At 59.0% G+C, this 19,254-nt stretch carries 11 protein-coding genes, 1 tRNA gene, 2 rRNA genes and 2 pseudogenes (1 of these 16 running past the window's edge); 9 read left to right on the forward strand and 7 right to left on the reverse strand.

Annotation, left to right across the window (positions count from 1 at the left end; genetic code table 11):
* The 5 genes and pseudogenes from ACTG2W_RS15780 to ACTG2W_RS15800 form a co-directional block, all read left to right on the forward strand.
* Positions 1–2,400 (forward strand): 23S ribosomal RNA (locus ACTG2W_RS15780); it begins 490 nt to the left of the window's first position.
* Between the two features lie 121 nt (positions 2,401–2,521).
* Positions 2,522–2,636: ribosomal RNA gene (rrf, locus tag ACTG2W_RS15785) — 5S ribosomal RNA — on the forward strand.
* Between the two features lie 97 nt (positions 2,637–2,733).
* Positions 2,734–2,810 (forward strand) — tRNA-Asp (locus ACTG2W_RS15790).
* Between the two features lie 412 nt (positions 2,811–3,222).
* Positions 3,223–3,540: a PTS system regulator TmaR gene (tmaR, locus tag ACTG2W_RS15795; RefSeq protein ID WP_005336024.1), complete on the forward strand. Its 318-nt coding sequence runs from the start codon at positions 3,223–3,225 to the stop codon at positions 3,538–3,540.
* A gap of 208 nt (positions 3,541–3,748) precedes the next feature.
* A pseudogene (locus tag ACTG2W_RS15800) lies at positions 3,749–6,831 on the forward strand (transglycosylase domain-containing protein).
* Positions 6,832–6,940: 109 nt separating this feature from the next.
* Here ACTG2W_RS15800 and yidA read toward each other — a convergent pair.
* From yidA to ACTG2W_RS15820, 4 genes and pseudogenes are all read right to left on the reverse strand, one after another.
* Positions 6,941–7,750, reverse strand: a complete 810-nt coding sequence (yidA, locus tag ACTG2W_RS15805; RefSeq protein WP_323890353.1) for a sugar-phosphatase — start codon at positions 7,748–7,750, stop codon at positions 6,941–6,943.
* A 114-nt stretch (positions 7,751–7,864) separates the two neighbouring features.
* Positions 7,865–9,531: pseudogene (locus ACTG2W_RS15810) on the reverse strand (FapA family protein).
* A 255-nt stretch (positions 9,532–9,786) separates the two neighbouring features.
* A complete protein-coding gene (locus ACTG2W_RS15815) occupies positions 9,787–10,935 on the reverse strand; it encodes a CinA family nicotinamide mononucleotide deamidase-related protein (protein ID WP_440016365.1) in 1,149 nt (382 codons plus the stop codon).
* 53 nt (positions 10,936–10,988) lie between these two features.
* The gene (locus tag ACTG2W_RS15820) at positions 10,989–12,227 is read right to left on the reverse strand and encodes an HD-GYP domain-containing protein (RefSeq protein WP_005336014.1); all 1,239 of its coding nucleotides are present in this window, start codon (positions 12,225–12,227) and stop codon (positions 10,989–10,991) included.
* A gap of 144 nt (positions 12,228–12,371) precedes the next feature.
* On the opposite strand from ACTG2W_RS15820, the gene metA reads away from it, so the two are divergent.
* Positions 12,372–13,319, forward strand: a complete 948-nt coding sequence (gene metA / locus ACTG2W_RS15825; RefSeq protein ID WP_021231656.1) for a homoserine O-acetyltransferase MetA — start codon at positions 12,372–12,374, stop codon at positions 13,317–13,319.
* Here metA and ACTG2W_RS15830 read toward each other — a convergent pair whose 3' ends face one another.
* Entirely contained in the window at positions 13,320–13,838 is a 519-nt protein-coding gene (locus tag ACTG2W_RS15830) for a cyclin-dependent kinase inhibitor 3 family protein (RefSeq protein WP_005354972.1), read from the reverse strand.
* 143 nt (positions 13,839–13,981) lie between these two features.
* Between ACTG2W_RS15830 and ACTG2W_RS15835 the strand changes: the two genes are divergently transcribed.
* On the forward strand, positions 13,982–14,452 hold the full coding sequence (locus ACTG2W_RS15835) for an Lrp/AsnC family transcriptional regulator (protein WP_005336001.1): 471 nt from the start codon (positions 13,982–13,984) through the stop codon (positions 14,450–14,452).
* Positions 14,453–14,543: 91 nt separating this feature from the next.
* On the opposite strand, the gene ACTG2W_RS15840 is transcribed toward ACTG2W_RS15835, so the two are convergent.
* Positions 14,544–16,508 carry an LTA synthase family protein gene (locus ACTG2W_RS15840; protein ID WP_106844028.1) on the reverse strand — a complete coding sequence of 655 codons (1,965 nt, stop codon included), beginning with the start codon at positions 16,506–16,508 and terminating at the stop codon, positions 14,544–14,546.
* A gap of 258 nt (positions 16,509–16,766) precedes the next feature.
* On the opposite strand from ACTG2W_RS15840, the gene ACTG2W_RS15845 reads away from it, so the two are divergent.
* Positions 16,767–17,024, forward strand: coding sequence for a DUF2442 domain-containing protein (locus ACTG2W_RS15845; protein ID WP_005335997.1), 258 nt, complete (start codon positions 16,767–16,769; stop codon positions 17,022–17,024).
* Here the strand turns inward: ACTG2W_RS15845 and ACTG2W_RS15850 are convergent.
* A complete protein-coding gene (locus tag ACTG2W_RS15850; RefSeq protein WP_124928440.1) occupies positions 17,021–17,281 on the reverse strand; it encodes a hypothetical protein in 261 nt (86 codons plus the stop codon). The two genes, ACTG2W_RS15845 and ACTG2W_RS15850, sit on opposite strands and share 4 nt — an antisense overlap.
* Between ACTG2W_RS15850 and ACTG2W_RS15855 the strand changes: the two genes are divergently transcribed.
* Positions 17,270–19,237, forward strand: a complete 1,968-nt coding sequence (locus tag ACTG2W_RS15855; RefSeq protein ID WP_106844029.1) for a TonB-dependent copper receptor — start codon at positions 17,270–17,272, stop codon at positions 19,235–19,237. The genes ACTG2W_RS15850 and ACTG2W_RS15855 overlap by 12 nt on opposite strands.
* Positions 19,238–19,254 lie beyond the last annotated feature (17 nt).

Raw genomic sequence — 19,254 nt, forward strand, 5'->3', positions numbered from 1 at the left:
GTGAAATAGAACCTGAAACCGTGTACGTACAAGCAGTGGGAGCCCTTCGGGGTGACTGCGTACCTTTTGTATAATGGGTCAGCGACTTACATTTTGTAGCGAGGTTAACCGTATAGGGGAGCCGTAGGGAAACCGAGTCTTAACTGGGCGTCTAGTTGCAAGGTGTAGACCCGAAACCGGGTGATCTAGCCATGGGCAGGTTGAAGGTTGAGTAACATCAACTGGAGGACCGAACCCACTAACGTTGCAAAGTTAGGGGATGACCTGTGGCTGGGGGTGAAAGGCCAATCAAACTCGGAGATAGCTGGTTCTCCCCGAAAGCTATTTAGGTAGCGCCTCGGACGAATACTACTGGGGGTAGAGCACTGTTTGGGCTAGGGGGTCATCCCGACTTACCAACCCCATGCAAACTCCGAATACCAGTAAGTAATATCCGGGAGACACACGGCGGGTGCTAACGTCCGTCGTGAAGAGGGAAACAACCCAGACCGCCGGCTAAGGTCCCAAAGTTCTGGTTAAGTGGGAAACGATGTGGGAAGGCTCAGACAGCTAGGATGTTGGCTTAGAAGCAGCCATCATTTAAAGAAAGCGTAATAGCTCACTAGTCGAGTCGGCCTGCGCGGAAGATGTAACGGGGCTCAAACCAGGCACCGAAGCCGCGGATTCACACTTATGTGTGAGTGGTAGGGGAGCGTTCTGTAAGTCTGCGAAGGTGTATCGAGAGGTATGCTGGAGATATCAGAAGTGCGAATGCTGACGTAAGTAACGATAAAGGGGGTGAAAAGCCTCCTCGCCGGAAGACCAAGGGTTCCTGTCCAACGTTAATCGGGGCAGGGTGAGTCGACCCCTAAGGCGAGGCCGAAAGGCGTAGTCGATGGGAAGCAGGTTAATATTCCTGCACGACTTGTAATTGCGATGGGGGGACGGAGAAGGCTAGGTGGGCCAGGCGACGGTTGTCCTGGTGAAAGTGCGTAGGTGGTGTTTCTAGGCAAATCCGGAGACACAACACTGAGACACGAGACGAACACACTACGGTGTGGAAGCCATTGATGCCCTGCTTCCAGGAAAAGCCTCTAAGCTTCAGATTACAAGTCATCGTACCCCAAACCGACACAGGTGGTCGGGTAGAGAATACCAAGGCGCTTGAGAGAACTCGGGTGAAGGAACTAGGCAAAATAGAACCGTAACTTCGGGAGAAGGTTCGCTCCTGACAGTGAAGTCCCTTGCGGATGGAGCAGTTGGGAGTCGCAGTGACCAGATGGCTGGGACTGTTTATCAAAAACACAGCACTCTGCAAACACGAAAGTGGACGTATAGGGTGTGACACCTGCCCGGTGCCGGAAGGTTAATTGATGGGGTTAGCGCAAGCGAAGCTCTTGATCGAAGCCCCGGTAAACGGCGGCCGTAACTATAACGGTCCTAAGGTAGCGAAATTCCTTGTCGGGTAAGTTCCGACCTGCACGAATGGTGTAACCATGGCCATGCTGTCTCCACCCGAGACTCAGTGAAATCGAATTCGCCGTGAAGATGCGGTGTACCCGCGGCTAGACGGAAAGACCCCGTGAACCTTTACTACAGCTTGGCACTGAACATTGAACCTACATGTGTAGGATAGGTGGGAGGCTTTGAAGGCGTGACGCCAGTTGCGCTGGAGCCGTCCTTGAAATACCACCCTTGTATGTTTGATGTTCTAACGCAGGGCCCTGAATCGGGCTCGCGGACAGTGCCTGGTGGGTAGTTTGACTGGGGCGGTCTCCTCCCAAAGAGTAACGGAGGAGCACGAAGGTTGGCTAATCCTGGTCGGACATCAGGAGGTTAGTGCAATGGCATAAGCCAGCTTAACTGCGAGACGGACAGGTCGAGCAGGTACGAAAGTAGGTCATAGTGATCCGGTGGTTCTGAATGGAAGGGCCATCGCTCAACGGATAAAAGGTACTCCGGGGATAACAGGCTGATACCGCCCAAGAGTTCATATCGACGGCGGTGTTTGGCACCTCGATGTCGGCTCATCACATCCTGGGGCTGAAGTCGGTCCCAAGGGTATGGCTGTTCGCCATTTAAAGTGGTACGCGAGCTGGGTTCAGAACGTCGTGAGACAGTTCGGTCCCTATCTGCCGTGGGCGTTGGATGATTGAAGGGAGTTGCTCCTAGTACGAGAGGACCGGAGTGAACGAACCTCTGGTGTTCGGGTTGTCACGCCAGTGGCACTGCCCGGTAGCTAAGTTCGGAATCGATAACCGCTGAAAGCATCTAAGCGGGAAGCGAGCCCTGAGATGAGTCATCCCTGACCCCTTGAGGGTCCTAAAGGGCCGTTGGAGACCACAACGTTGATAGGTGGGGTGTGTAAGCGCGGCGACGTGTTGAGCTAACCCATACTAATTACCCGTGAGGCTTAACCATACAACACCCAAGAAGTGTTTCTGGCCTTGTAGCGAATGAACGAACTACTCAAATTCAGTGGTAATGACAAAGCAAACTGGCCAAGTCGTTATTCACGTCAGCTTTCTAGATTAAGAATTTGCCTGGCGGCCATAGCGCCGTGGAACCACCTGATCCCATGCCGAACTCAGAAGTGAAACGCGGTAGCGCCGATGGTAGTGTGGCATTCGCCATGCGAGAGTAGGACACTGCCAGGCACCCAATTAAACAGCGATGTGAAGAATCACGTCACTGGCTGCGAGGATGACACCTCAGAAAAAGCGGCAACCAATTTAGCGCAAGCTAACCGAATGCGGAGCGGTAGTTCAGTCGGTTAGAATACCGGCCTGTCACGCCGGGGGTCGCGGGTTCGAGTCCCGTCCGCTCCGCCACTAATTTAAAGGCCTTCCCAGATGGGAAGGCCTTTTTGCTATGGGCGATTTTGTCCATAAGACCCACAGATTTGCATACCAGAACGAACACCAAAGCCCAGTCTCACGACCGGGTTTTGGTATTTTTAGCGTGTAAACAGCCAGTGTTAGCATTTATCTGCAGGAAGAGAACTAAAAAGCCTGTCATCTCCTCCATTTTCTATCTATATCAAGCTCTTATCTGATGGATTACTGGCCATATTAACTGGTTTACTTTTGGCCAAACTCTGTTCATGGCGCGCGATTAGGGTTGTATCTCGCTTATAACTCGGTAGAGTAAGGGCATCTTGAGTTTGCCTGTCCCGCGCTGGGTTTGCCGGGTTCCAGGTGTAACTTGGCCAGTTTTTATCAACCTTAAATCAGTGGTATCGATATGGAACAAGTAAACAAGTCCACCTTCAGCGATGTACTGGAATATGTGCGTATGTCCCGTCGCCAGAACAAACTCAAGCGTGAAATTGCGGATAACGAGAAGAAGATCCGTGACAACCAGAAGCGCGTACTGCTGCTCGACAACCTGAGCGACTACATCAAGCCGGGTATGAGCATTGATGATGTGCAGGCGATCATCGCCAACATGCGTGCTGACTATGAAGAGCGCGTGGATGATCACATTATCAAGAACGCCGAGCTCTCCAAAGAGCGTAAAGAGCTGAGCACCAAACTGAAGGGCATGAGCTCTCACAAATAAGCATTCAGCTCTCGCTTCAGAGACACCGGCCACTGGCCGGTGTTTTGTTATCAGCTCGGATCTCTGCCACTCCTGCAACAATCGGCTCCCCTTTTTAGAATTGCCCTGTTACCATCACCACAAAGCGGTCAATAGTTTCAAGCCATTGACTTGAAAAGACTAAGCTTGAGTGAAACACAATAAATTGCGCAACCATGGTGGGGCTGATATGGGCGCATCAGAACAGACGGATTTGACACAAGTGGCATCTCAAGATTCATCTGTCCAGACCTCGGACGGGAACCCAAAGCGCAAGCGCCGTCCCTGGTGGCGTTGGCTGTTCTGTTTTCTCTTTTTATTGTGCCTGGGGGCGGTGATCGCTCTGGTTGGCTATGAGATGAAAACCTCGAAGCTGCAATCTCAGGAGATATCCCGTTATGCCGCCAAGCTCACCTATCAGGTCGAGCTTGGCCAGAGCAAGCAGATCGCATTCCCTGAGGATGGCCCGTTCGACAAGCGGCTCGGCTATGTGCAACTGCCGATGATGCAGGAGCGTTTGCTTCAGCGGGGCTATGAAGTCAGCAAGCAGGTGCATTTCTCCGACGCGCTCTATGACTACGCCAGTCGTGGCTTCTTCGTGCCCTATACCGAGAAGGTGCAGGCTGGCCTGACGTTGCACGATTGCCGCGCAGAACCTTTCTATCAATTCAAGTATCCGACCCATCACTATCCGGATTTTGACTCAATTCCGCCGCTCGTCATCCAGTCGCTGCTGTTTATCGAGAACCGCGACTTGCTGAGCAACGAAGAGCCGTTGGCCAACCCGGCGGTCGACTGGCCCCGTTTTGCCAAGGCCGCGCTCTCTCAAGTGGGCAAGGCGCTCGATATGCAGGATCAATCTGCCGGTGGCAGTACCCTGGCGACCCAGGTGGAGAAGTATCGCCACTCGCCGGATGGCCTGACCCTGTCGCCGACCGAGAAGATCCGTCAGATGGCCTCTGCCAGCGTGCGTGCCTATCGTCTCGGGCCGGAAACCCTCGAAGCGCGCAAGCTGGTCGCCTGGGCCTACCTCAACTCGGTACCGCTCTCGGCTGCGCCGGGATATGGTGAGGTGCATGGTTTGGGGGATGGTCTCTGGGTCTGGTTTGGTGCCAATGTCGATGACGTGAACCGTCTGCTGGACCCCGCCCGCAACCAGAACGCACCGCTGGCCGAACAGGGACTTGCCCTGCGTCAGGTTGTCTCTTTGATGATTGCGCACCGCCGTCCCTCTTACTATCTGGCTCAGGGGCGAGAGGCGCTGGCTACCCTGACCGACAGCTACCTGCGCCTGTTTGTGCAGGAGGGGATGATCACGCCACCTCTGATGGAGGCGGCGCTCAAGGCCAAGATTACGTTCCGGGACTTCCTGCAGTCCCCGGCTATCACCCGGGTGAACAATAACAAGGGGTTGCAGGTTGCCCGTACTCGCCTGAGCCGTCAGCTCGGGGTGCAGCTCTATGACCTCGACCGGATGGATCTGACCGCCGATACCAGCCTCAACATGCCGCTGCAGAACGAAATCTCCCGTTATCTGCAACAGCTGGCCGATCCGACGTTTGCCGCTCAGGTGGGACTGTTTGGTGAGCGCCTGCTCTCGCCGGAGAAGACCGGCGATGTGCGCTACAGCTTCACCCTGTTCGAGAAATCGCCGGAAGGGTTCAAGGTGCGGGTGCAGACCGACAACACCGATCAGCCGTTCGATATCAACGAAGGTTCCAAGCTGGAGTTGGGCTCAACCGCCAAGTTGCGGGTGCTGACTACCTATCTGGAGATCGTAGCCGAGCTGCACGACAACTATGCCGGGATGCCGGTCGAGAATCTGCGCAAGCTGGCTGCCGTCTCTCAGGACAACCTCAGCCGCTGGGCCATCTCCTATCTGATGACGGCTCAGGACAAGAGCCTGCCTGTGATGCTGGAAGCCGCGCTGGATCGCAAATACTCCGCCAGCCCCAACGAAGGGTTCTTTACCGGTGGCGGCATGCACACCTTCAACAACTTCCGCCGCGAGGATAACAATCGTATTCCGACGTTGCGTGACTCTTTGCGTGAGTCGATTAACTTGCCCTTTGTGCGGCTGATGCGCGATATCGTGCGCTACAGCCTCTACAAGGAGGGCAACCGTGCCCAGTTGCTCAAGGATGACAAGGATCCCCGCCGTCAGGAGTATCTGGCCAAATTTGCCGACAAAGAGGGCCAGACCTATCTGCTGCGCTTCTGGCGTAAATATCGCGGCAAGACTCCCGAGGAGCAACTCGATACCTTCCTCGACGGTCTCAAGCCGAGTGCGGTACGTCTGGCGGCGGTTCACCGCTACCTGATGCCGGAAGCCAGCGAAGCCGCATTTGCTGCCTTCCTGGCGGAGCGGTTGCCGCGGGAGAAGCTGAGTGCGAAGCGGGTCAATCAGCTCTATGTGAGCTATGGCCCGGGCAAGTATTCACTGCCGGATCAGGGCTACATCGCCCGGGTTCACCCGCTGGAGCTGTGGTTGCTGGCCTATCTCAAGGAGTTCGACAAGGCGACCTTTGCCGACGCTGTGGCAGCCAGTCGTGACGAGCGGCAGGAGGTCTACAGCTGGCTGTTCAAGACCCGTCATCGCAGTGCCCGTGACAGCCGGATCCGCACCATGCTGGAGGTTGAAGCCTTCCTCGATATCCATCAGCGCTGGGCCAAGCTGGGTTATCCGTTTGATCATCTGGTGCCTTCGCTGGCGACCGCCTTGGGTAGCTCCGGCGATCGCCCGGCTGCACTGGCCGAGCTGATGGGGATTATCCAGAATGGCGGTATCCGCTCGCCAACCTTGCGTATCGAGCATCTCTCGTTCGCCAAGGGGACGCCCTTCGAGACCGAGTTTGAGCCGCAGCACACCGAGGGAACCCGGGTGATGCCAGCAGAGGTGGCGGCCGCCTTGCGCAGTGCGCTCTCCAAGGTGGTCGAAGGGGGCACGGCAAGACGTATCGCCGGTGCCTTTACCCTGCCGGATGGCACGTGCTGCAGATGGGGGGCAAGACCGGAACCGGGGATAACCGGATTGAAACCGTGGGTCGTTATGGCAACGTGACCAGCTCGCTGGCGCGCAACCGCACCGCGACCTTCGTTTTCTATCTGGGTGAGGATCACTTCGGTACCCTGACCGCCTATGTACCGGGTAGCCAGTCTGACAAGTTCCGCTTCACCTCGGCGCTGCCGGTGCAGGTGCTCAAGGGGATGGCTCCCCTGCTGACGCCTTACTTGCAACCGGGCTCCCATACCCAGTGTCTGGCGAACCAGTGATGCGAGCGAATTACCGCTCATCACGCAGATAACTGACCAGAAAAAACGGGGGGGCTGACAGCCTCCCCGTTTTTATTTCCTTATCGGACGCAGCAGCGCTCGATTGCGATCAGGCGTTCAGTACGAACTGCTCGATCACCTGAGCCACGCCATCTTCATCGTTGCGGGCAGTGGTGTGCTGGGCGAGAGACTTGATCTCGTCGGTGGCATTGCCCATCGCAACCCCGAGGCCTGCATATTCGATCATGTGGCGATCGTTGCCCGCATCCCCGACGCAGATCACCTGATCGGCGGTCAGGCCAAGGTGCTCGGCCAGTGCGGCCACGCCTGTTCCCTTGTTGCTCTGCTTGTTCATGAACTCGAGGAAGAAGGGGGCGCTCTGTACCACGGTATAGCGCTCATAGAGCTCTGCAGGCAGTCGCTCGATGGCGCGGGAGAGCTGGGGCGGCTCGTCGATCATCATCACCTTCATGATCTGCTCGTCGGCAGGCAGGGTGGCGAAGTCTATCAGATTGATCGGCATGCCGATCAGGCGGGATTCGTGCTCGGTGTAGGTGCTGACACGGGGACTGATGAGGCCCTGGGTGACCGAGAAACCGTGGACGTTCACCTCCAGCTCGTCAGCCAGTTTGGCGACGGCGCTGGCGTCACTGCCGGTCAGCAGCTGGCTGCGGATGATGCGCTGATCGGCAACCTGCTGTACCAGAGCGCCGTTGTAGCAGATGACGTAGTCATGCTCTGTGGTGAGGCCGAGCTCTTCCAGATAGCGGCTCATCCCTTCCAGCGGGCGGCCGGAGGCCAGCACAACGGTTACCCCTTTGGCGCGCGCGGCGCTGATGGCGGCGTGGGTGCGGGGAGTAATCTGGCCCTGCGGGTTGAGCAGGGTGCCATCCATATCCAATGCGATCAGCTTGTACATCTCTCACTACCTGAGTCTGGGTGGCCCGCCCGGTGGGGCCAAGGAAGTGGCGAGTGTAGCGAAAATCGGCGGCGGGATCACGGCCGGTTCAGCGATGGGGCCGTGCCGGTTGATCTATTTGTGCCCCTCGTAAGGGGTCATCTCCAGGGTTTCATCATGGATGGTCAGGCGGGTAGGGCCTCGGGTGATGGTAACCTTGCGTTTGAAGCTGGCCATCTCGACCTCGATGCCGGAGTAGAGGTGCTGGGTGGCAATGACCTCCATTTGAGCCATCAAGTTTCGCAGCTCCTCCTGGTTGGCGGTGAGCTGCTCATCGAGCTGGGCCAGTTCGGCCAGCTGATGGTCCCGGATCGGTTTGAGCTTGCGCAGGGTATCCGGATTGCGCTTGTCGCCGGGCAGTTGCAGCAACTTCATGACCAGCTCCTTGATTTTCTCCAGCTGGGCCTGACACGCCTGCTGGCGCAGCTTGAGCTGGTGTTCCTGCTCCTTGTGGGTGAAGTAGCCGCCGAGGATCTGCAGCCGGGTATGGTTGGCGGCCTCGGCCCCCAGGCTGGGGGCCATGATCAGGCGATTGGCAATGCTGGTGCCCCCCAGCAGAGTGCCTTTGCGCATGTTGCTATCGCCTACCTTGATATCTTGTCCGCTGCGGGAGTAGCAGTGGCTGAGCTGGCTCTGGATCTGGATATCCCCCCCGCTTCCAGCTGGGCATACTGGGCATAGCTGGCGTGGATCTCCCCCTGCGCATTGAGTTGGCAAAGGTACTCCCCCTGCTCGTTGCGGCGGCCAATAATGCCGTGGCGTACCGTGATGCTGCCCCCAGCTTCGATCCAGCCCCCTTCGATAAAGCCGCCTATGACGATGTCACCGCTGACCTTGATCTTCATGCCCGGGTTGACGTCGCCGCTGACGATTAAGCCCCCTTCAAAATCAATGTGGCCGTGGCGGGCATCCACCTGTTTGACGCTGAGCACCTCGTCCACCTTCATGCCCGCTTTCTCCTGACAGGGCAGGCCAGCCCGACCGGCAATCAGCAGGTCGGGATCGTCGGGGGAGATAAAGGTGCCCTCGCCAGCACTCATCGGACTGTCTTTGCCATCTTTGGCGGGCAGATCCTGACCGGTCACGGTAAAACCGGGCACCCCGATGGTGGCCGGATGGCGGCGCATCAGCGGAGCGCCTGCCTTGACGGTGACGATGGAGCCGAGATCCCGCAGGTCGACCTTGCCATGCCCCAACTCCTGCGGTTTGAGGATCCGTTCGGCCGGGGTCTCCACCAGCCGCTCATAACGAGTGTCCTGACCATTGACGGCAGGCTGGCCGTTGGCAATCACCAGCTTGAGCTGACTGCCGGGGGCGGCTTCCTTGGCTGACTGGATGGCAGAGGTGAGCAGTTGCTCACTCACCCCCTGTTTGATTTCGCTGATGGCGATCGCCTCTTTCAGCTGTTCCAGCGTCACATACTTGCCCCCCCAGTCGGCAGTGATCTGGGCGATGGCGCTCATGCGATCCTTCTCCACTATTACGGCGAGTCGGGCATCCTGACGCTTGCCGACAGGGATGGGGTTGGCGGGGATGGGGGCGGCAGGGTTGGTGAGCAGGGTATTAAGCAGGCTGATGGCCTGTTTGATCCCCTCAGGCAGCGGCTGATAGCGGCGACAGTTGGAAGCGAGCAACAGAGCCTGCACATCCTGTTCCGTGACAGGTTTGGTGAGACCGGCGGCAATCCGCAGGCAGACCAGTTCCATATCGCTTGATAGCAGTAACCACTCTTTGCTTAACACCGCATCTCCTTGCTGGATGAGAACGGAGCGATCGGCTCGCTCCTCTACTGTCATTTAATCTCTCAATGATTAATAAAGCGAGTCGCCAACCCTGAGAGTGGGCAGTATTCAGATATTTCCTCTGAATGGTCAATGAATTGAAGTCAAATCGGTGATGGCGGCCAGATAAATGTGGGCGCTGTTTGGCAATGGAGTGAAAAGACGGATCGCAGCGCCAGCGACATAGGGTCGCTGGCAGGTGAATGGCGGTTCTTATCAGCTGCGCTGGGCTGTTCTGGCCAGGGTGAGGTAATCGCCGAGCACCGGCTCACCCAGCATATGGCGGCGCAGCATGTCGAGGGCGGCAAAGGCGAGGATCTTGCGGCGACTCTCCGGGTCGGGGTGGCTGACCTTGACCGTCTGACCGACGTGTTTTCCATCGGCGCTGAGTAGCAGTGGCACCCCCTCTGCGCCCTCTCGCCCAATGGTCAGTTGCAGGCCCGCATCGGTTGTCGGCAGTTGTGCCAGCTCATCGGCCAGTTGCGTACTGAAGTTGGCCTCCAGCCGGGGATGGCCGTGACAAAGCGCCAGCAGGGCGCCGCCACTCTCTCCCTCCAGCAGAGCCAGAGGCTTGCCTTGCAGCAGCGCCAGGATCTGCTGCGCCGGTTCCGTATCTCCGCTGCCAACCAGCCAGGGGCGGATCGTATCCAGCAGTCGGCGCTCTGCACTCTCCATGTCAGCGGCACTGGCGCCGTGGCCGATCAGTTTCAGCTCGATAAGGGGCATGGAGGAGCGGTAACCCAGCTCAATACCAGCTGGCCAGGGTTCGGCATCCAGCATATCGCTGAGCGCCGACTCCGAGACGCCGAAGGTGTAAAAGCGACGCAGCTCGGTATCGATCTGCGCCCCGGCCAGCTGTTTGAGGCGCGGCAGAATTTGCTCGCGCACCATCTGCTTGAATTCGAACGGCACGCCCGGGGTGAAGAAGAGCTGGCTCTGGCCACTTCGCACCACAAAGCCGCAGGCGGTGCCAACCGGGTTATCGAGGATTTCGCACCCCTGTGGCAGCCATGCCTGTTTGGCATTGCTTTGTGCCATGGGGCGGCCACGGCTGGCGTAGCGCGCTTCGATGGTAGCGAGCCAGTCGGGGAAGAAGGTGAGCGGCTGGGCAAAGGCCTCGGCTGCCGCCTGAGCGGTGAGGTCGTCGGCAGTGGGCCCGAGCCCGCCACACACCAGCACCACCTCGGCGCGGCTGGCACTCTCTTGCAGCACCGTTTTCAGGTCGGCGAGGTTGTCCCCTACCGTCAGGCGACGGCGCACCTGCCAGCCCTGCTCCAGCAGCAGAGCGCTGAGCCAGGCCGCGTTGGTATCCACCACCAGACCCGTCACTATTTCGTCTCCGGTACTGATGATCTCGATACGCATGGCAGGCTCCTTGGATTAAACGGGTGGCAACGGTTGGCCTCGGGCCAACACAATCAGGCTTTGTTGTGCTCGAAGTAGTAGCTGATCCGGGTACGCGGATTGAGGTACTCGAACACGGCGGGCGGCAGCCGTTTGGGGTGGATCACCTTGGCGATCGACAGTTCGGCTTGCTGCAGGTCGATGATGGCCGCTTCCTGACGGGGAATGCGCGGATCGTAGACCAGCACCGAGGGGTAGAGCAGGCGGGAAGCGTTGACCGACATCACCAGCCCCACCTGACCATTGGAGAGTTGCACCACGCTGCCGGGGGGGTAGATCCCCATCAACCGGATCAGCATGCTGAGGTACTCCGGATTGAACTGCGCCTTGCGCTGCTTGTAGAGGCCGCTCAGGGCCGAGTAGGGCACCTTGGCCTGCATGTGGCAGAGGTTATCGTACTCGTTGATCAGCGACACCATCTGGGTCAGCGGATCGAGCTGGCCACCCTTGAGCCCTTCCGGCCCGCTGCCATCGAGATATTCGTGGTGATGGAGCACGATCCCCTTCGCCTCGGCCGGGAAATCCTTGGCCAGATTGAGCAGATCCAGCCCGTAGCGCGGGTGCTGGGCCATCAGATTCTGCTCCGGCTTGGTCAGCGGCTCGGTCTTGCGCAGGATCTGGCTCGGGATCTTCAGCTTGCCGATATCGTGGAACAGCGCCCCCATGCCGACTTGACGGATCTCGTCGGCCGTCATGCAGCACTCCTTGGCCAGTAGCATGCTGAGCACGCTCACATTGAGGGAGTGGAAGTAGAGGTTGTTGCCATCCTCGCTGTCGGAGACCAGATGGAGCACCATCTCGTCCACCGAGAGCAGCTGTTCTGTCATGGCGTTGACCAGCTCCTGCGCCTCGCCGATGGCATTGAGGGGGCGGGACTGGATCTTGCTCATCACGCTGCGCACCTGCGCCAGCGACTGTTGGAACTGTTTCTCGCACTGCTGCAGGTTGCGGCGATAGAGTTGCAACTGCTCGATGCGGCGATCCTTCTCCTGCTGCATCTGGGCCTGGCGCTGGGCGGCGTCTGCGCTCTCTTGTTGTTGAGGCTGTACCTGATTGAGAGGCTTGGGCGGAACGTCGCTCTTGTCGGGAATGATGGTGACCAGTTTCAGGCCGAGACGGCGGATCAGCTCGATCTCTTCTTCACTTTTGATCTTGAAGCTGGAAAACAGGAACGGGTGTTCGCGCCACCCCAGTGGCAGGGATACATAGTTGCCGACTTGCAGTCGATCTACGGAAATCTTGATACCGGTCATTATCTTGGAAGCAGGAGACACACTGAGCCGTATGCTAGTCAAAGGCGGGGGTGAATACAAAAGGTATCTGATGACAGGGCAGGAGCTTTATTATAGGCTTCTGGATGTCCAGACATATTTACTGATGCAGTACAGGGAGTAAGCATGCCGATCAAGATCCCGGATCAGTTACCCGCCGCCGAAGTGCTGGGGCAGGAGAACATCTTCGTGATGACGGAATCCCGGGCCGTCACCCAGAACATCCGCCCGCTGCGGGTGCTCATCCTCAACCTGATGCCAAAGAAGATTGAGACCGAGATCCAGTTGATGCGGATGCTCTCCAACTCGCCGCTGCAGGTGGATGTGGATCTGCTGCGCATCGATGACAGGGAGTCAAAGAACACGCCGCAGGCCCATCTGGAGAACTTCTATCACGACTTCGAGCAGGTGCGTGGCAACAACTACGACGGCATGATCATCACAGGGGCGCCACTCGGGCTGGTGGAGTTCGAGGAGGTGGTCTACTGGCCGCGCATCGTCGAGATCATCGAGTGGTCCCATCAGCATGTCACCTCCACCCTGTTCCTCTGCTGGGCGGTGCAGGCGGCGCTGAAAGCTTTGTATGGTATGGAGAAGCAGACCCACGGCGAGAAACTCTCCGGGGTTTATCGCCACCATCGCCTCGATGAGCACGAGCCGCTGCTGCGCGGTTTCGATGACGAGTTCGTCGCCCCGCACTCCCGTTACGCGGCGTTTGATGGCGATCTGATCCGTGCCCATACCGACTTGCAGATTTTTGCCGAGTCAGAAGAGGCGGGGGTCTATCTGGCGGCGACCAAGGATTGTCGTCAGGTGTTTGTCACTGGGCACCCGGAGTACGATGCCCTGACGCTGGACGGGGAGTATCAGCGGGATCTGGCGGCCGGGCTCGAACCGGCCATTCCGGTCAACTACTACCCGAATAACGATCCGGGCAAGACCCCGCGCGCCAGCTGGCGCAGCCACGGTCACCTGCTGTTTGCCAACTGGCTCAACTACTACGTCTATCAGCTCACCAGCTATCGGGTGGAAGATATCGGCAAGGTCTTTACCTACGACCAGGGAGGCAAATAGTCAGTCGCCCTGCGCCAGCCGCTTGGCCAGCTGGTCGAGCCATTGGCGGTGGCAGGCCAGGGTAAACGCCTTGGGTCTGTGGGCCTTGATGGCGGCCATCGCCTCTTGCTGTGGCTGGCCGAGGGTCATCAGCAGCGCGGCAGCGACCAGACCGGTACGACCGCTGCCCCCTTTGCAGTGGATGACCAGATGTTTGCCATCCCCCAGCAGCTCGCGCAGCTGCGGCAGCGCCTGTTGCCAGGCCGCCTCGAAGTCGGTGTCGGGGGCCAGATCATCCTCGATGGGCAGATGGAACCAGCGCATCCCTTCGTGCTCGACCTGTTGGCCGAGCTGCGCCAGTTCGAGTCGGATTAACTCGGCGCTTGTCATCAGGGTCACCACCCCGTGGGCACCGGCCAACCGCAGTTGATCGAGCGCCAGGGTCAGCGGCACCTGCTGGGTGCCGGGGCAGGGGGTCAGCAGCAGCTGACCGTCGACACGGGGAACCTCAAGGCTCCAGAAGGGGTGATACGGGTGCATGGCGGATCCTCGCGTAGTGGCCGCAGGGCTGCGGCCGGTGAATGGCGCCAAGGATAGGCGGGGCAGGGGGGATGTCAATGGCCGTTGTGTTTGCCCCGGTTTACGGGCAGAGTCTAAAAAATTGAGCGGTTCAAGGAGTTAAGATGAGAAACCTGGATCAACTGGATTTGGATATCCTGGCCCATCTGTTTCGGGATGCGGGCATGACCAACAAGGATCTGGCCGCGCTGGTGGGCGTTGCCCCCTCCACCTGTCTGGAGCGGGTGCGCAAGCTGCAGCAGGATGGCGTGCTCAAGGGGGCGCACTGCGAAGTGGATTATCAGGCCCTCGGTGGCCACATTCAGGCCATGGTCTCCCTGCAGCTGGCCCGCCACAGCCGCCAGATCATCGATGCCTTCCGCGATGCCATTCTGGCGCTGCCCGAAGTGATCAGTCTGTTCCACATGGGGGGCAAGGATGATTTTCTGGTGCACCTCTGTGTTTCCGATACCGAGCACCTGCGCAACTTCGTCTTCGATCACTTCACCTCCCGCGAGGAGGTGGTGCACCTCGAAACCTCGCTGGTGTTCGAGCACAAGTTCAGCCGCTCCCTGCCCTGCTTTCCCCAGCCATAATGGCCAGTGGGCTGACAGTATGGATAGATGGAAAAAACCGCCAGCTGGCGGTTTTTTCCATTCTGCTATCGGCTGAATTAGTACGGGGGGCTCAATTGGCGGCGGTGCGTTCATCCTTGGCCGTCTGATAGAGACTCTTCTGATAGGCCATGCTGCCCCACAGGGCAAGACCAAGGGCATCCTCCTTCAAGGCGTCCGGCTGCGCCGCCAGAGTCAGCTTCTCGCTGGCATTGTCGTAGACATAGCCCTCTGCCGCCCGTTCCGGTTGCAGGATCACCACATCCTTGCCGCGCATCAGGGCGAAGTTCTTGTCGTACTGCATGATGGCCCGACCCGGCCAGTCGGCAGGCATGCGGGTGAGATCCTTGCCGAGCATGGGGTAGTCGGCACTGATCCCCATCAGGGAGAGCAGGGTCGGCGCCATGTCGATCTGGCTGACGATGCGCGAATCCTTTCTCGGCACTATGCCATCGCCCACGATAACCCCCGGAATATGGAAGCGGGGAATGGGCACCAGACTGGCGCCACCGACCCGGCTATCATGGTCGGCGATGACCAGGAACAGGGTGTCCTTCCAGTATTCGGACTGTTTCGCCCTCTTGAAGAACTCGCCGATGGCGTAATCCGCATACTTGGCCGCGTTGTTGCGGGTCTGCTTGGGCTGCTCGAAGAGTTCGATGCGGTTGTCCGGGAATTCGAACGGATCGTGGTTGCTGGAGCTGAACACCAGACTGAAGAAGGGTTTGCCCTCCTTGTGCAGCGCCTTGAAGGTCTCGTCGGCCTTGGCCATCAGATCCTCGTCGGAGGCGCCCCAGGAGCCCTTGAACACCGGATTGTCGAAATCCTTCTGCTCGACGATGGTGGTGAAGCCGTTGCCGAGGAAGAAGCTGCGCATGTTGTCGAAGTGACTCTCGCCGCCATAAATAAAGCTGGTGTCGTAACCCCGCTGTTTGAGCAGATCAGCGATGGTGAAGAAGTTGGTCTGGCTCTTGCCGAGTTTGACCACCGCCTGTGCCGGGGTAGGCGTGAAGCCGGTCAGTACCGCCTCGATACCGCGCACCGAGCGGGTGCCGGTGGCGTAGAGCTGCTCGAAGGCCCAGCCCTGCTGCGACAGGGCGTCGATGTTGGGGGTAAGCGGCAGGCCGCCGAGGGAGCCGACAAACTGGGCGCCCAGACTCTCCTGCAGCAGGATCACCAGATTCTTTGGTTTACCCTGGAAGCTCGCCTCATTGAAGGTCTGGCTGGGCAGCAGATCGGAGTTGAAATCACTGGCCGGACGGCCACTCTCCTTGCGCATGACCTCGAGCACCTTCTGCTCCGTCATCTCGCCGTAAAACTGGCCGGCATCCTCCTCGGCGCCCATCTGCTTGATGGCAAAGAAGAGGGAGTAGGCGGAGTTGACGGTGAGCGAGTTGACCAGCGGATCTTCGGCAAAGGCGACCATGGCCGGGTTCAGGGCGCGGTGGCCGAGACTGGAGCGGGCACCGAGAAAACCTATGGCCAGAATGAGCAGGGCGAAGGCAGGACGCAGATACCAGCGGGGGAAGCTGAGACCACGTACCAGACGGCCGCTCAGCCACCAACCGCCGGTCAGCGCGGCGCCACTGAAGAGTAACGCCAGCAGCAGCTCGGCTTTGCGGCCCGCCCACAGCATGGCGAACACCTCTTTCGGATAGATGAGGTACTCCACATAGAGACGGTTGGGACGCACGCCATACTCGGTGACAAACGAAGGGGTGGAGATCTCGAGGAACAGCATCAGCCAGAGTCCGACGGTTAGCCAGACGCGCATCAGTTGCAGCCAGCCCCGGCCGATGGCATGTGGGCCTGCCAGCAGCAGAGTGAGCATGGCGGGGACACCCCAGACCCAGCAGAGGGTCGCAAAGTCGACCCGGATCCCTTGCAGCAGCATCTCCTGCCAACCAGCCACGGCATCCACCCGTTCCAGTTGCCAGAGACCGAGGGCGATTCGGCTGAAAGAGAGAGAGAAAAGCGCGAGCGCGCAGAAGATGGCGAAGGGCCAGAACGGGCCGAGTCGCTGTTTTAGATCTGTCATTTTTGTTCCTGAATGAGACTGTAAGCGCCTGTCCACAGACGTTTTTTACTTGTTGTGAGGTTATGACAGATCGAACTGGTTAAGGTTGCATTCAATTTTGTTAAAAGCCGGAATTAACACATTTATCATCTAAAAATGTGATGTCGCGCGCTTAATGAGCACAGCATAACCTGCTGGGTAAAATGTGAGCCACAGCGCGTATGGATGGGGGATGGGTGTTTATAATTGCCGCGAATTATCTCAATCGGAGCCGAAGGGATGCCGGTCTTTATCGATGTCGAGTATGTGCGGGGATGGCGCCTGTTTCTGGTGTTATCGGATGGCACCACGGGTGTGCTGGATCTGACCCCCTGGCGAACCCAGCCGCTGTTTGCAAAGCTGGAGAGCGAGCGTCATTGCGCCCGGGTCTTCATCAACCGTCACCACCAGCTGGAGTGGCCTGTTGGCTGCACGCTATCCGCCCATGAGGTCTATCACCTCATCTCTCCCATCGATGAGCGGGAAGCCTTCAGCTAATCCCCATTTTTTGTGAGCCAACGCCAGATTCCTGTTACTGGAATGTTTGCCCGTTTGCCTTTCTGAGCCAACTTGGGTAAAACCTGCGCAACATTTTGCCAACTTGCCTTCGCTTCACCTGACAGAGGCTTGCCGCTTTCGCGCCGCAGGCCTTTTTTGCGGCCTGACGGCAAACCTTTCCCTTGCTGAAAGGTTTGATTGGTTGAATGAAAATAACAAAACAAACAAATACATAAGGAAAATGTATGGCTTGTCATATGCGCACACCCCTTGCCCTGCTGGTTGGTGGACTCGCCTGTCACGGCGCTGCCGGTCAGGAACCGGTGCAACAGCTGGATCCCATGGTGGTGGTGGCAACCCGCCCCGCCAGCACACTTGAAGTGACACTGGATCCCAAGAAGCCCGGTTCCCCCATGCCCGCTGCCGACGGCGCCGGTTATCTGAAGAATGTCACCGGCATGAGCATGGTGCGCAAAGGGGGGCTCGGTGGCGACCCTGTACTGCGGGGGATGGGGATGTCCCGCCTCAACGTGCAGATGGATGGCGGCATGCTGGCCGGTGGGTGTGGCGGCCGGATGGACCCGCCCACCGCCTATGTGTTTCCCCAATCCTTTGACCGGATCCGGGTGCTCAAGGGGCCGCAATCCCTGGAGCAGGGTGCCACCCTGGCGGGAACCGTGCTGTTCGAGCGGGACAGGCCCGAGTTCACTGCACCGGGCCTCAAGGCAGATGCCTCGGCCCTCTTTGGCAGCTTCGGTCGCGATGACCAGATGGTGGATATGACGGCGGGTTCGACCGATGGCTATCTGCGCGGCCAGTTCACCCACTCCGACAGCGACGATTACCGCGATGGTCACGGTAACAAGGTGCGATCTTTCTATCGCCGCGAGAACGGCACCGCCCAGTTGGGCTGGACGCCGGGGGAGCACACCTGGCTGGAACTCACCGCCGAGCGCAGCAACGCCCGCGCCGCCTATGCGGACCGCACCATGGATGGCCCCATGTTTGATCGCGAATCCTTCGGGCTGAAGCTCAAGCAGGAGCAGATCACCACTCACTGGCAGCGCAGCGAGCTGACCCTGTGGGACAACTACATAGACCACATCATGGACAACTTCAGCCTGCGGCAAAACAGTGGCATGAAGATGCTCTCCAACCCGGATCGCCGCAACACCGGCGGTCGCTGGGCCAACGACATCGCCTTGCCAGCAGACTGGCTGCTGACCGCCGGGCTCGACAGCAACCGGGATCAGCACCGCAGTCGGAGTGGGGTCGACTATGCCACCAAGGATCGCCAGCGCACCCTGCGTTTCGAGCAGCAGGGCGGCTTCGCCGAACTGGGTCGTCAGCAGGGGGCTCACAGCTACAAGGGCGGTTACCGTCAGGATAGGGTAGAGACCACCCGCTATGGCGCCGGTGAACAGACCCTCTACAGCGATACCCTGAGTCTTAACAGCGGGTTTGGCCGCTACGAATATCAGTGGTCGCCACGCTGGTCCAGCTATCTGGCCTGGGGGCAGGCAGAGCGTGCGCCGGACTACTGGGAGCGCAGCAAGGACAGCACCCAGTTCACCCTCAACCCGGAGCGCAGTCGCCAGTGGGATGCTGGGTTGGCCCTGCGCAGTCGCGAGCTGGACCTGACCCTCTCCCTCTTTAGCGCCGATATCAAGGACTACCTGCTCTACAACAGCAAGTCGAACAAGGTGCGCAATATCGATGCCCAGACCCGGGGTGGCGAGCTGGAGGGGCGCTGGCAGTTTGCCGAGCAGTGGCGTCTCGATGGTGGTCTGGCGGTGGTCTACGGCGAAAATCAGAGCGACAACAAGCCGCTGGCCCAGATGCCGCCGCTCGATGGCAAGCTGGCGTTGGGCTGGCAGCCGGACGAGGCGCTGAGCTTTACCTTGCTGGGGCGCGCGGTGGCGGCGCAGGATCGGGTGGACGTCGGTTCCGGCACGGTCGCGGGTCAGGATCAGGGGGAGACTCCGGGCTTCTTCACCATGAACCTGAGCGGCGCCTGGCAGTTTGCCAAAGGGTGGCAGCTTTCGGCCGGGGTGGACAACCTGTTCGACACCTTCTACTACGAGCACCTCTCCAAGTCGGTGCACGCCAGTCAGGCGGGGTTGGGCTATGAGCAGAGCGGCCGCATCCCCGAGCCGGGCCGTTCCTACTGGCTCTCGCTCAACTACCGTTTTGCTTCGGCAGGGGTGCTCTAACCAGTTGAGTCAGATAA

Origin of the sequence: Aeromonas sp. 96A, from assembly GCF_051919165.1 — a bacterium.
Taxonomy (GTDB): Bacteria; Pseudomonadota; Gammaproteobacteria; order Enterobacterales; family Aeromonadaceae; genus Aeromonas; species Aeromonas veronii.